The organism is Bradyrhizobium sp. Arg237L, assembly GCF_029990105.1.
Taxonomy (GTDB): domain Bacteria; phylum Pseudomonadota; class Alphaproteobacteria; order Rhizobiales; family Xanthobacteraceae; genus Bradyrhizobium.
The window spans coordinates 24,908-36,966 of sequence record NZ_JAQMIL010000053.1; the positions used below are offsets into that span (position 1 = coordinate 24,908).

General features: G+C 64.5%; 12 protein-coding genes and 1 pseudogene. 5 read left to right on the forward strand and 8 right to left on the reverse strand.

Features of this window, described 5'->3' with window-relative positions; genetic code table 11:
• Window positions 1-32: 32 nt before the first annotated feature.
• Genes OZ411_RS28205 through OZ411_RS28215 form a run of 3 tightly spaced genes read left to right on the forward strand, consistent with a single transcriptional unit; the run spans window position 33 to window position 3,564 of the window.
• Entirely contained in the window at window positions 33-1,043 is a 1,011-nt protein-coding gene (locus OZ411_RS28205) for an ABC transporter permease (protein ID WP_282530577.1), read from the forward strand.
• Window positions 1,040-1,879, forward strand: coding sequence for an ABC transporter permease (locus tag OZ411_RS28210; RefSeq protein WP_282530578.1), 840 nt, complete (start codon window positions 1,040-1,042; stop codon window positions 1,877-1,879). Before OZ411_RS28205 ends, OZ411_RS28210 begins: the two co-directional genes overlap by 4 nt.
• Entirely contained in the window at window positions 1,858-3,564 is a 1,707-nt protein-coding gene (locus OZ411_RS28215; protein ID WP_282530579.1) for an ABC transporter ATP-binding protein, read from the forward strand. The genes OZ411_RS28210 and OZ411_RS28215 overlap by 22 nt, the downstream gene beginning before the upstream one ends.
• A gap of 14 nt (window positions 3,565-3,578) precedes the next feature.
• Here the strand turns inward: OZ411_RS28215 and OZ411_RS28220 are convergent, their stop codons facing one another.
• Both OZ411_RS28220 and OZ411_RS28225 read right to left on the reverse strand, forming a co-directional pair.
• Window positions 3,579-4,592, reverse strand: a complete 1,014-nt coding sequence (locus tag OZ411_RS28220; RefSeq protein WP_282530580.1) for a DUF2891 domain-containing protein — start codon at window positions 4,590-4,592, stop codon at window positions 3,579-3,581.
• Window positions 4,589-5,512: a hypothetical protein gene (locus tag OZ411_RS28225; protein ID WP_282530581.1), complete on the reverse strand. Its 924-nt coding sequence runs from the start codon at window positions 5,510-5,512 to the stop codon at window positions 4,589-4,591. Before OZ411_RS28225 ends, OZ411_RS28220 begins: the two co-directional genes overlap by 4 nt.
• Before the next feature lie 88 nt (window positions 5,513-5,600).
• Between OZ411_RS28225 and OZ411_RS28230 the strand changes: the two genes are divergently transcribed.
• Together OZ411_RS28230 and OZ411_RS28235 are read left to right on the forward strand one after the other, a co-directional pair.
• On the forward strand, window positions 5,601-6,515 hold the full coding sequence (locus tag OZ411_RS28230) for a LysR family transcriptional regulator (protein WP_282530582.1): 915 nt from the start codon (window positions 5,601-5,603) through the stop codon (window positions 6,513-6,515).
• 181 nt (window positions 6,516-6,696) lie between these two features.
• Window positions 6,697-8,046 carry an FAD/NAD(P)-binding protein gene (locus OZ411_RS28235; protein ID WP_282530599.1) on the forward strand — a complete coding sequence of 450 codons (1,350 nt, stop codon included), beginning with the start codon at window positions 6,697-6,699 and terminating at the stop codon, window positions 8,044-8,046.
• On the opposite strand, the gene OZ411_RS28240 is transcribed toward OZ411_RS28235, so the two are convergent.
• From OZ411_RS28240 to OZ411_RS28265, 6 genes and pseudogenes are all read right to left on the reverse strand, one after another.
• Entirely contained in the window at window positions 8,043-8,825 is a 783-nt protein-coding gene (locus OZ411_RS28240) for a class II aldolase/adducin family protein (RefSeq protein WP_282530583.1), read from the reverse strand. The genes OZ411_RS28235 and OZ411_RS28240 overlap by 4 nt on opposite strands.
• A 16-nt stretch (window positions 8,826-8,841) precedes the next feature.
• Window positions 8,842-9,834: an NAD(P)-dependent oxidoreductase gene (locus tag OZ411_RS28245; protein ID WP_282530584.1), complete on the reverse strand. Its 993-nt coding sequence runs from the start codon at window positions 9,832-9,834 to the stop codon at window positions 8,842-8,844.
• Between the two features lie 68 nt (window positions 9,835-9,902).
• The gene (locus OZ411_RS28250) at window positions 9,903-10,217 is read right to left on the reverse strand and encodes a hypothetical protein (RefSeq protein ID WP_282530585.1); all 315 of its coding nucleotides are present in this window, start codon (window positions 10,215-10,217) and stop codon (window positions 9,903-9,905) included.
• Window positions 10,214-11,044, reverse strand: coding sequence for a trehalase-like domain-containing protein (locus tag OZ411_RS28255; protein ID WP_282530586.1), 831 nt, complete (start codon window positions 11,042-11,044; stop codon window positions 10,214-10,216). Before OZ411_RS28255 ends, OZ411_RS28250 begins: the two co-directional genes overlap by 4 nt.
• Before the next feature lie 85 nt (window positions 11,045-11,129).
• Window positions 11,130-11,441, reverse strand: coding sequence for a hypothetical protein (locus tag OZ411_RS28260; protein WP_282530587.1), 312 nt, complete (start codon window positions 11,439-11,441; stop codon window positions 11,130-11,132).
• A 368-nt stretch (window positions 11,442-11,809) separates the two neighbouring features.
• A pseudogene (locus OZ411_RS28265) lies at window positions 11,810-11,942 on the reverse strand (EamA/RhaT family transporter); the annotation flags it as partial.
• Between the last annotated feature and the right edge of the window lie 117 nt (window positions 11,943-12,059).

Genomic DNA, 12,059 nt, shown 5'->3' on the forward strand with positions numbered 1-12,059 from the left:
GTGCGACCGGGTGATGTGAGGAGGTGGCTGGCATGAGTAATCCTTATCTGCGCTATGCCGCAAAGCGCCTCGTCCAGGCCCTTGTCGTCATCCTGCTCGCCTATGTCTTCACGTTCGTCGTCGTCAGCATCCTGCCGGGCGACCCCATCACCAACGTCCTGCGCGATCCCCAGAACGGCTTCACCGAGGACGAGATCAGACAGATCATCGCAGCCCAGGGGCTGGACCAGCCGATTCCGGTCCAGCTCTGGACGTCGCTCTCCCATTTCCTGACCGGCGATCTCGGTCTGTCGATGCGGTCCAGCCGGCCGGTGACAACTCTGATCGCCGAGGTTCTCCCTTCCACGCTAGTGCTGGCGTCATCAGCCTTTGCCGTCGCGTTGCTGCTGGCGGCGACGATCGCCTACGGCACGCAGTTCCTTCCCAAGCGCTTCGGGCAAGGACTGCTGCGCGGCTTGCCATCGCTGTTCCTGTCGGTCCCTAATTTCGTGATCGGTCTGGTACTGATCCACGTCTTCGGCTTCCAGCTCGGCCTCTTCCGCGTGATTGCGCCCAACAGCTTCTGGGCGACCTTTTTCGCCGCGATCGCCCTCGGCATCCCGATCTCCGCACAGATCGCCGAGGTGCTGATCGCGAACCTCGACCACGAATCCGGACAGGACTACGCCGCCGTCGCGCGCGGCCGTGGCCTCGGACAGTTTCGACTGTTCGCGAGGCACCTGCTCAAGCCGTCGTCGCTCCCGGTCGTCACCATCATCGCGCTCACCATCGGGGAGCTGCTCGGCGGCTCGCTGATCACCGAGACCGTGTTCGGACGCACCGGCATCGGCAGCCTGGTGCAGCGTTCGGTGAGCACACAGGATCTCCCCGTCCTGCAGGCCGTGGTCTCGCTGGCAGCAGTCGTGTTCGTGCTCGTCAATTTTATCGCCGACCTTGTCTATCCCCTGCTCGACCCGCGCGTGAAACTCGTCGGCGGTCCCAAATATCGCCCAACGACAGCCGATGACAGCTCGGCCGGTACGCCACAGGCGGTGACACCATGAGCCTCGTCTCCGACGCGCACCTTACGGCCAGCCGCCGGCTGACATCCTTCCGGGTTCCGCCGACCGTCGCTCTGTCATTCGCGATCATCGCGCTGGTGATCGCCTGGTCGCTCGCACCTGGCCTGTTCACGAGCCAGAGCCCCGTCAATGGCATTCCCGCTGACAAGCTGCTCGCTCCTGGCACAGCGCACTGGTTCGGCACCGACCATCTCGGCCGCGATCTCTACACCCGCGTGGTCTATGGCACCGCCTCATCGGTGACGAGCGCGCTCATCGCCGTCGTCATCGCCGCCGTCACCGGCGGCCTGATCGGGCTGCTGTCGGGCTTCTTCGGCGGCTGGGTGGATATCGTGTTCGCCCGCCTCGTCGACGTGCTGCTGGCGATCCCGAACTTCCTACTGGCCGTCATCGTCGTCACTGCGATCGGCTTCGACACCACGAACGCCGCGATAGCGACCGGCGTCTCGGCGGTCGCCGTGTTCGCGCGGGTGATGCGTTCGGAGGTCATCAAGATCAGGCAGGCGACGTTCGTCGAGTCCTCGTTCCTACTCGGCGGCTCGCGCTGGCACATCCTGCTGCGGCATGTGCTGCCGAACGCGTCGCGCTCGCTGTTGCCGCTCGCGGTGCTGCAATTCGGCCTGTCGATCCTGGTGATCGCGAGCCTTGCCTTCCTCGGTTACGGCGATCCACCGCCCGCTTCCGACTGGGGCCTGCTGATCTCGATCGGCAAGGACTACCTCAAATGGCCGTGGCTGGTCTACGCGCCGGCTTTCGTCACGATCGCGACCGTCCTCTCCGTGAACAGGATCAGCCGATGGCTCCGCAAAACGGACTGACCGCCACTCTCATCCGCACCGAGCTCGTCGCGCCGAGGCCGCTGCGCTCGATTCCCCTTCTCAAAGTCGACGACCTGTCGGTCGCCTACGGACCGCATCAGGTTGTGATCAACGTGGGATTCGAACTGGGCCGCGGTGAGAGCCTCGCCCTCATCGGGGAATCCGGCTCCGGCAAGTCGACGATCGCCCGCGCCGTGCTGCGGCTGCTTCCCAGCGGCGGTCACGCCACCGGTCGCGTTGCGTTCGATGGCCAGGAGATCCTGAGGATACCCGAACGCGGCTTCCGGCCGTTGCGCGGACGGGCCATCGGGTTCGTGCCGCAAGATCCCGGCAACTCGCTCAATCCGGTGCGAACGATCGGCGCCCAGGCGAACGAGGCGGCCGCGCTGCTCGACGAGCCCGACAGGGCGGTGCGCAAGCAGCTAATCTTGGACACATTTGCGCAGGTCGGGCTCGACAACCCCCAGCGGGTCTACGACTCCTACCCGCACCAGCTCTCCGGCGGCATGCTCCAGCGCGTGCTCATCGGCCTTGCGATCCTGCCCCGGCCGTCGCTGCTGGTCGCGGACGAGCCGACCTCCGCGCTCGACGTCACGATCCAGAAGCGAATCCTCGATCTGCTCTCGCGTCTCCAGGACGATCTGAACATCAGCCTGCTGCTCATCACGCACGATCTCGCGATCGCCGCAGAACAGGCTGACACGCTGGTAGTGCTCAAGGACGGTATCGTCCAGGAAACGGGCAAGACCGCTGCTGTCTTCGCCTCGCCGGCATCGGCCTATGCCAGGAAGCTGCACGCCGACGTCCCCGCCCTCAACCCCGACCGCTACGCCGACCTGCGCGACCGAGGCTTACGTCGCGTCAGGACCGAGCCAGCGAAGATCGAGGTCAGCGCCGTCACCAAGACCTTCACCGTCGACGGCAAGCCGCTGACGGCGGTCGATGACGTGTCGTTCAGTGTCCCTGCCGGCACGACGCACGCGCTGGTCGGCGAGTCCGGCTCGGGCAAGACCACGACGATCCGGCTGCTGCTTGGGCTCGAGCAGCCCGATGCCGGAACCATCGCCGTCGCCGGCCAGCAGCTCAACGGCCGCTCGCCGGACGAGCTGCGCGCGGTGTGGCGTCACCTTCAGCTCATCTATCAAAACCCCTTCACCTCGCTTGACCCGACCTGGAAGGTCGAGCAGCTGATCCGCGAGCCGCTCGACCGGTTCAGGATCGGCACCAGCAAGGAGCGCGCCGAGGGCGTGCGCCAGGCGCTGGCCGATGTCGGCCTCGGCGAGCACCTGCTCTCCCGCAAACCACAAGCCTTGTCGGGCGGCCAGCGCCAGCGCGTGGCCATCGCCCGCGCGCTGGTGCTCAAGCCTGATGTGATCGTGCTGGACGAGCCCACCTCCGCGCTCGACGTCAGCGTCCAGGCCGATATCGTCGAGGTGCTGCTGTCGCTGCAGGCCGACCTCGGCCTGACCTATGTGTTCGTCTCCCATGACCTTGCCCTGGTGCGTCAGCTCGCCCACACCGTCTCAGTGATGCATCGCGGACGCATCGTCGAACATGGGACTGTCGCCGACATCTTCGACGATCCCCGGCAGCCTTATACGCGCTCGCTGCTGGCCTCGATCCCGTCAGGTGTCACTGACGTCGCACATGCGCCGCGGCGTCAGCTGATCGTTGCTGCCGAATAATTGGAGAGCACCGCTCATTCTGCCTCATCGAGGGCGAGAACGGCGAAGCTGGCGAGCCAGTGCTCTCCCATGTAGTGCGTGGCGAGATGGGGAAGGCCCGCGGCGAGATGCTCTTGCGCCACCTCGTGGGCAATGGCACGCCGCTCGTCATTTTCCGGCAACGCGCCGCCGAGCGCGCGCCAGCACCAGGCCCGGCTCAGATTCAGGCCATCGAGATGAGCGATCTTGCCATCGGTGCGATCGCTGACCGAGGCGGGCCGGCATAGCGTTGCCGGCTGCCTCTCGGACAATCGCGGCAGGAACCGGTCGAACCAGGGCAGGAACGCCTCGGACGGCAACAGGCGCCGCATGCACTCGGCTTCGATCAGTGCCGAGGACTGGAAATCGTCACCGCTCGGCTCGCCCCAGGCCGGGCAGTCGCGGTCTTCGCCATACCAGCGCAGGCCGGTCTCGCGCAGCAGTTTTGCCAGCCCCTCGTCCTTGCTAGTCTCGGCGTAGTCGGCGGCCATGCGCAGGCCGAACGCCGTGTTGAAATGCGTGCCGACGCGCACCGGATAGGTCGCGGGCGGCAGGAAGTCGCGGAAGCGTTGCGCGATGACGTCGGCCAGCGGCGCGAGATTGCGCCCCCAACGGTCATCAGATTGCAGTGCGAGCTCGGTCGCCAGCTTCAACAGCCAGGCCCAGCCATAAGGCCGCTTGAAGCCGCGCGCGGTCGGGCGGCCAAAATAGGCGCATTCGGCGGCGACCTTGTCGGGAACGAACTGCGCGTCGAACAGCGCGTGGATCTCGGATGCCGCCGCAAGATCCGGAAAGCGACGCAGCAGCCGTGCCAGCATCCAATAGCTATGGACGCAGGAGTGCCAATCGTAGCTTCCGTAGAAGATCGGATGCAGCTGGCTCGGCGTGCGGGCGTCCGCCGGCTCGGCAAGTGCGTGGTCCACATTGTTTGGATATTCGCGCCTGACATGGCCGAGCGCGATGCCGCTAAAATTCGCGGCGTGCTCGCGGGTGAGACGGGACGTGGTCATGCGCTGGCCTTTCGTTTGTTGCGGCTGATCAAAACTTCGAGCAGGCGCGGCAGGATGTAGATCGGGAATTGCGTTGCGGCGAAGTATAAAGCCATACGCGGCGAGGCGGTCACGCCGAGCGCCGACCAGACCAGCCCGACATTGCGATTACCGAGAATGAGCCCGACCGTCAGTCGCTGCGGCAGAGTTCCGGGCAGCAGCATGGCGCCTGCGGCCTGAAGAGTGACATTGCAGCCGAAGGCGAGCGCGAGGCAGAACGTTGCGGACGCCACGTCCGCCGCGATCTGCGCACGGATGCCGGCCATGGTCGCCACCGCGAAGAGGACAAGCGCCGTGACGATGATCCCATCGACGACGACGCCACGTGCTGCCAGAACCGGCGCGGCATGCCGGCGCAGCAGGAAGGCAACGCCCTCGGCGCTGCCGATCAAGAGCGCCAGTCGCATCGCGAGTTCCAGGGCGCTGATCTCGAGCCCACCGAACCAGCCTGCAAGCAGAGGGACCGTGACCGGAGCAAGCACCATGGACAACACCGTCACGACGAGCGGCACCGCACCGTCGAGCCCGAGCATGCGAGCGACCGCGGCGGTGCCGCTCGACGGTGGCGCCGAGACGGCGAGCACGATCGCAAGCGCGAACTCCGGAGGAAGACCGAGGGTATGACCGACAACGCCGATCGCCAGCGGACAGGCGACCATGACGACGGCCGGCAAAAGCACGGACAGCGACGGCTGCCGCAGGGTCGCGACGACGGCCTCACCATCGACGCGCAACAGCGTTCCGAGCACGATCACGAAGATCGTGATCGGCATTAGCGGACGGACGAGGTCTGCCAGGGCCGGGCACACAAGCCCGAGCAGGACGCCGAGCGCCAGCAATGTCGGTCCGCGCGGGATGAGGCGCAGGAGAGAGGATCGCATACGCCTCGTCCAATCCGGTCCTCCATCTCGTAGAGCAGATTTCGCGACATTGTTGAAATCGATTATTGATATAACTATCATTGCTCAAATGAATTTAGCTTCCATCGACCTCAACCTCCTCGTCGCCTTCGAGGCGCTGATGGAGGAGCGCAATGTGACCCGCGCCGGCGAACGCGTCGGCCTCGCGCAGCCGTCCATGAGCAGCGTCTTGACCCGCCTTCGGGCGCTGTTCGGCGATGATCTGTTCGTGAGATCGGCGTCTGGAATGCAACCGACTGCCAAGGCTCTATCGCTGGCTCGGCCGATCAGCGACGCACTCGGACAGATCAGGGGAGTGCTGGCACCCGGATCGGATTTCGATCCCGCTACGGCTCAGCGTCGTCTCTCCATTGCGGTGACCGATTACGGCGACCTCATCGTCGTGCCACCGCTGGTCGCCGCGCTTCGCCGCGAGGCGCCCGGTATCGATCTCGTGGTGCGGCCAATCATCGACGCCGCGACAAGCGTTACGAGCCTCGAACACGGCGACATCGACGCGTTGATCGGCGGCCATCTGCCCGCCTCCACGCGCATCACGCGATGCATGCTGTTCGAGGAGAATTTCGTCTGCATCCGCGACTCCGCGCGCGCCAGGCGGAAAGCCAAGCTGAGCAGGGACGACTTCACGCGCCTTCCGCATGCGCTGTTCTCATCGGCGGGAGGCGACGGGCACCCCGGCGCGATCGATACGATGCTCGCCCGGCACGGGCACAAGCGCCGGACCGCCATCACGCTCGCGCATGCCGTCGCAGTGCCGTTTGCGATCGCCGGCACCGATCTTGTGGCGACGATGTCCGAACGCATCGCACGCCGGTTCGCCGCAAGCGCCGGCGTGTCCATCGCTCCGGTTCCCTATGATGTGGAGGCCTTCACCATTGACCTGCTCCACACACGTCGCGCCGCGGCCAACCCGGCGCTGCGCTGGTTCATCGCGCTGATCAATCGCGTCTGCAAGGAGCTCTGACCGACCGCAACAGTCTGCGCCGATACAATCATTCCACAAACGCCCATTGCGGCAGACGAAACATTACTTCTCCTCCGCCGCGACAACGATCACGGGAGCTGTCCGACTATCACCGTAATCGGGCCGTAGAACCAATCGCGGTCCTGCGACGTTGACCGACCGATCAAACGGGGGCGGCACGATGGGTCCGGAGGGGCGGCACGCGATTGTCATCGGCGGGGGCGCGAGCGGCGCCCTGATGGCGTTTCAACTCCTGCAGAGCTCTCCGCCGGATCTTCGTGTCACGCTGATCGAGAAGCGGTCCGAGATCGGCCGTGGCCTTGCCTACCATGCAGGCAATCCAGAGCATCTCCTCAACGTGCGCGTATCGAACATGAGCGCGCTGCCTGATGATCCCGGGCATTTCTGGAACTGGCTGTGCACACGGCCCGATGGGCCGATGTGTTCTGATCCATACTGCTTCGTTCCGCGCCAGACCTACGGGGCCTATCTCGCCGACCTGATCGCGCCACTGACCTCCCGCGACGGAACGCGGGGCCTCACGATCTTGCAGAACGAGTGCATCGCAATTCGCGAAACACCCTCCGATATCGCCGTATTGCTCGCTGACGGAACACGGCTGACGGGCACCATGGCCGTTCTGGCGACCGGGCACGACGCCGCGGCGTCGCACCTGCCCGGCCATGTCGACCCATGGATCGCTCCCACTGCTGCCGGCATCGACAGCAACGCAACCATGCTGATCCTCGGCACGGGTCTGTCGATGGTCGATTACGTGCTGTCCCTGCTCCGCCATGGACACCGGGGGCAGATCGTCGCCCTGTCGCGGCGCGGACTGCTGCCGAGAGCCCATCGCCGCGTCGATCCGATGCGTCTCGCCGAGAACGAAATTCCGTTCGGCGCCCGGATCGGCGCCCTGCTGCACTGGTTTCGCCGCCGTATCGAAGCGCATGTCGCCGAGGGTGGCGACTGGCGCAGCGCGATCGACGCCATCCGGCCCCACACCCAGCGGCTCTGGCAGGAGTTGCCGCTGGAATCACGGCGCAGATTTTTGGAACACGCGCGCGCCTGGTGGGACGTCCATCGCCATCGCACAGCGCCCGAGGTCGAGACCCGCATTACGGAGGCGCTTGCGGCCGGACGCTTGACCGTTATCTCCGGCAAGCTCGCCACCGTCACACCGAACCAGAGCGGCGCACGCGTCAGCTATCGCAGGCGCGGCCAGAGGGAGCCGTCCGAGCTTCAGGTCGGCGCAATCGTGGACTGCACGGGCATCGTCAAGGACCCGGGCGCCAGCAACAATCCCGCTATATGCAGTCTGTTCAACAACGGCCTTGCGCGGATCGATCCGCTCAGGATCGGCATCGAGGTCACGCCTGAATGCGCCATCGTCGACCAGCATGGATCTCCGTCGCGGCGTCTCTACGCCATCGGCCCGCTCACGCGGGCCGCGTTCTGGGAGATCATCGCCGTGCCCGATATCCGGCAGCAATGCGCGGAGCTGGCGGCCCGGCTCGCGCGGTACTTCTAGTTGAACAGATCCGGCTCCGCTTCGGTGATCCAGTCCCAAAGCGGCTGGAAGCTAAAATAGCCGCCCTTGTGCGTGCCGACCTGACCCGCGGTCAGGCTGGCGACCTCATGCGGGATCGGCTTCGGCGTGCCGGCGGCCTCCGCGAGCAGCTGGGCGCGCGCGGCATTGTCCATCGCGATGTACCACCAGGCCGCAGCTTCGATGGTCGGTCCCACCGTCAGCAGGCCGTGATTTTGCAGGATCGCGGCTTTCTTCGATCCCAGCGCCTGTGCGATCTTGCGGCCCTCTTCCGCCTCCAGCACGACGCCGGAGAACGGATCGAACAGCACGTGATCTTCATAGAAGGCGCAGGAATCCTGCGTCAGCGGATCGAGCAGGCGGCCAAGCGCCGACCAGGCCTTGCCGTAGGTCGAGTGGGTATGCGCGGCCGCGATCACCTCGGGGTGCGCCGCATGAATCGCGGAGTGGATCACGAAGCCGGCCTGGTTGATCGGCTTGTCGCCGATCAGGATATTGCCGTCGTGGTCGACGAGCTGAAGGTCGGACACCTTGATCTGGCTGAAATGCTTCGACAGCGGATTGATCCAGAACCGCTCGGGAAATTCCGGATCGCGAACGGTGACATGGCCCGCGAGGCCCTGATCGAAGCCATAGCGAGAAAACAGCCGGAACGTCGCGGCGAGACGCTGCTTGCGGTGCAACCTCTCCTCCTCGAACGTCGCCGCCGGCGTCCGCTCGACCAGCGAATATTTCTTTGGCTTCTCGACGACCTTGTTCATTGTTGCGCTTCCTTTTCTAGTATTCGAGAGTCTTGTCGAAGATGTCGGCCAGCGCCACGCCATGCGCATAGGCGTCGAGATTGACCAGCGTCTTGTCGGCCAGCCGCTTGACGTCCTCGCCACCCGTCCATGAGACGTGCGGGGTCAGCACGACCTTTGGATGGTTATAAATGGGATCGCCATCGAGCGGCGGCTCCGGATCCGTGACATCGAGCGTGGCGCCGGCGATCCGTCCGTGATCGAGCGCTTGCAGAAGAGCCTGCTGATCGATGATCTTGCCGCGCGCGACGTTGATCAGATGCAGCGATGTCTTGGCCCGTGCCAGCACGTCGGCATTGATCAGACGCGCGGTCTTCGTCGTCGCCGGCAGTGCCAGGACGAGATGGTCTGAAGCCTCGGCGAGTTGCTCGATGCTGTCCACGGGCTGGATACCCGGAAGCACGAACGGCCAGGCTGAGCGCCGCAAAACGCTGATGTTGACGCCGAACGGCTTGACCCGCTCGGCGACGGCACGTCCGATCGCACCGAAACCCGCGATACCGATCGTCTTGCCGCTGAGCGATCCCAACGGAGCGATCTTCCATTCCGCGCGGTTGCGCGGGCGGATGGCGTGAATACGCTTTTCGAAACCGAGAATTGCCGCAAGAACATATTCTGCAATCGGATCGGCCGAGATGCCGCGGCCAACCGTCACCACGGGGCCGTCAAGCAGCCACGCCGGAAAGAAGTCGATGCCCGTGGATGCGGTCTGGATCCAGCGCAGGCCAAACGGCCAGCCGGCGGGCTTTTCGCCAGGCGCCTTGTTCCAGCCCGCCAGCGGCCGCGTCAGCAGCACGTCAGCTTCGGGCGCGACCTCCCACGCAGCGCGATCGGCAGGATGGTCAATGATCAGCGGACGCGACCAGTGATCGACGAGCGCCGCGCGAACTTCTGCGCCAAGCTGATTGACGATGATCGGCGACCGCACGCTGGTGGAAGCGCGCTTGTTTTCAATGCGGGGAGTGTTCATGTCTCGCGTTCATGACGGCCTTGATGCGGACATGCTAGGGGCATGACGCAAGATAGTCTTTTCAAAGATCATCGGCATCGGGCAACAACAGGACGACGCGCTTGGGCGAGGCGCATGAATTCGTCTCCGCACGCGAGCCGGCTATTCCTTCGTGGCGCTTTTGCCTTCGCCGCCGCCTCGCCGGCGCGGCGAAATACGGCCTCCATCAGCCATTGCTCGTTGGGAAACTGCTCCGCCCATTCATCCCAGCCGGAGTGCTTGCGGTATTGGCCGAGACGGCCGGACGCCAGATTTTCCATCGCGCGCTGGGAGTTGAGCGCGTGCCCGAAGCCCATCGCGGCGGCGCCTTCATCCTGCCCTTCGGCGGCGACCCGATTGATCACGCGGCCGACATCGGCGGCGCTGTCCGGCTCCCGCCATCGCTTGCAGACCGTTTGACCGAGGCTTGCGAGCATTCGAGCTTCGGTCCGGTCGAGCTTGCAACCTGAAGCGTTATCGCGCTTCGCAGGACAGTACCGCGCTCCGGCCCCTCGAATTGGCAAGCCTTGCTCCAGTCGCGCCACCAGGCAATGGTGCGCTCGCAACGGGTGTCAGCTGCTGAACCCAGCGGCGCAATCGTACCGATGTCGCCTTCGGTGTAAGAAAGACTCAGGTATTCGCGTTTGCCGCGGGCCGTACTGACCACTCCATGCAACGCTTCTCCATCCTGGATGAAGCCGAGACTGCCATTGAGAAGAAGCAACTGGTTCGACCAGCCGCATGTCCAGACGCCATCGGCAATCCGACCAACCGCAGGTTTCGTGCGGCTGTAATCCGGGCGCGGCGCAAATTCGATCCCCAGATCCACGCGGCCATCGATGCCTTCGATCACGCGCAGGATTTCCCGCATAGGCTCAAGCGCACTCAGGCTGTCGACAATGGGGCAGAGATCGGTGAGCCGCGCCGCGCCACTATCCGTCTCAAAGGTTGTTTCCAGGACTGCGGTGGTGGGAAGATAGCGGCGCCTAGTCGTGAACCTTGAGCGCGGCTTGATCGAGAAATGTCCCCCGCGTTGATCGAGCAGACGAGCAAACACACTGGCGCTAGAAAAATCAGGGAGACATAGCCAATCGAGCGATCCCTCGCGCGAAATCAAAGCCGCCGTCCGGCAATCTCCAATAATTGCGTAGTCCTCGATTGCCGGCTGTTGAAATCCGCCAGCCTTTAGCATTTGCCGCTTCGATGCCCGTTCCGTAGGCGCAAAGCCAAACAGGGAAGTTGCGTCTTGTCGCGGTCCAGGACCACCCGATCCGTTCTTAGCTCTTGCCAGGCGAGCGGCGCACGAACTTGTGGAACCGGCTCGGCCTACCCTCCCTGGTCACATCCTGGTAGAGGAACGCCAGTTCAGAGGCGTCGAACTTGCGGAAGAACTCGTCCCAATCAATCTCGTCGAGTGCCTCGTCCTTCGGCGCGAAATCGATGCGCAGGATTCCGGCAGCGCCGTGCTCCTCGGTGGCCTTGACCGTTGCCGGATGGCCGCCACGTTCTTCCACCCAGTCGCGGATCAGCTCGTGATCGGTGGTGGTGTGCGCTTCGCTTTCCTTGGTCCTGGTATGGCTTGCAATCATTGGTGCCTCCTTTCCTCCTTCGACCTGACCGTTCGACCGGACAACGCAGCGTGCGACGCGAAGTTCTTATGGCTCGCGCAGGTCGATCCGCGCTGATGCGGTCGGACCCGCCTAACCTAGGTTATGGCCGCGCCGACCTCGCAAACATTTTTTCCGTCGAGAATCCACAAGCTCAGCACCGCCCACATGGCCAATGCAAGTGTCCAGCGGCGCCCCGGCGGCGAAATACATCAGCTTGCGGAACGCGATGTGCCGATGCTCACGACGCAGCAGGCGTGCCTGTCGCCGACGATCAAAACAGCCTGAAAATCGGAGCCCGCTGCTCGACATTGATGGATGGTTTTCACTTCCGCGAGAGGCCAACACCCCGCAAACCTCCGGGCAAAGGCCACGCAGACGACAATTAGCCCGGTCACCAATCATCGTCCATGCCACAGGCTCGCCCAACAGCAGGCCGGCAAGGGCAAGGCCGACGAACGGCTGAAGCAACTGCAACAGGCCGAAGTTCATTAACGCTCGAGGTGACTTGCGGCTTCAAGCGTAGGCGCGGCCGTCAGTCTATGGCGACTCCGGCGCTCAGCGCCGGCGGACGCCGGCATCTGAGGAGACCGTGAAACA

Excerpts from the sequence above, each read along its gene's own strand:
- OZ411_RS28255 (WP_282530586.1), bottom strand. The coding sequence starts at position 11,044 with ATGCTAAAGGCTGGCGGATTTCAACAGCCGGCAATCGAGGACTACGCA.
- OZ411_RS28245 (WP_282530584.1), bottom strand. The coding sequence starts at position 9,834 with ATGAACACTCCCCGCATTGAAAACAAGCGCGCTTCCACCAGCGTGCGG.
- OZ411_RS28235 (WP_282530599.1), top strand. The coding sequence starts at position 6,697 with ATGGGTCCGGAGGGGCGGCACGCGATTGTCATCGGCGGGGGCGCGAGC.
- OZ411_RS28215 (WP_282530579.1), top strand. The coding sequence starts at position 1,858 with ATGGCTCCGCAAAACGGACTGACCGCCACTCTCATCCGCACCGAGCTC.
- OZ411_RS28220 (WP_282530580.1), bottom strand. The coding sequence starts at position 4,592 with ATGACCACGTCCCGTCTCACCCGCGAGCACGCCGCGAATTTTAGCGGC.
- OZ411_RS28230 (WP_282530582.1), top strand. The coding sequence starts at position 5,601 with ATGAATTTAGCTTCCATCGACCTCAACCTCCTCGTCGCCTTCGAGGCG.
- OZ411_RS28205 (WP_282530577.1), top strand. The coding sequence starts at position 33 with ATGAGTAATCCTTATCTGCGCTATGCCGCAAAGCGCCTCGTCCAGGCC.
- OZ411_RS28240 (WP_282530583.1), bottom strand. The coding sequence starts at position 8,825 with ATGAACAAGGTCGTCGAGAAGCCAAAGAAATATTCGCTGGTCGAGCGG.
- OZ411_RS28210 (WP_282530578.1), top strand. The coding sequence starts at position 1,040 with ATGAGCCTCGTCTCCGACGCGCACCTTACGGCCAGCCGCCGGCTGACA.
- OZ411_RS28260 (WP_282530587.1), bottom strand. The coding sequence starts at position 11,441 with ATGATTGCAAGCCATACCAGGACCAAGGAAAGCGAAGCGCACACCACC.
- OZ411_RS28225 (WP_282530581.1), bottom strand. The coding sequence starts at position 5,512 with ATGCGATCCTCTCTCCTGCGCCTCATCCCGCGCGGACCGACATTGCTG.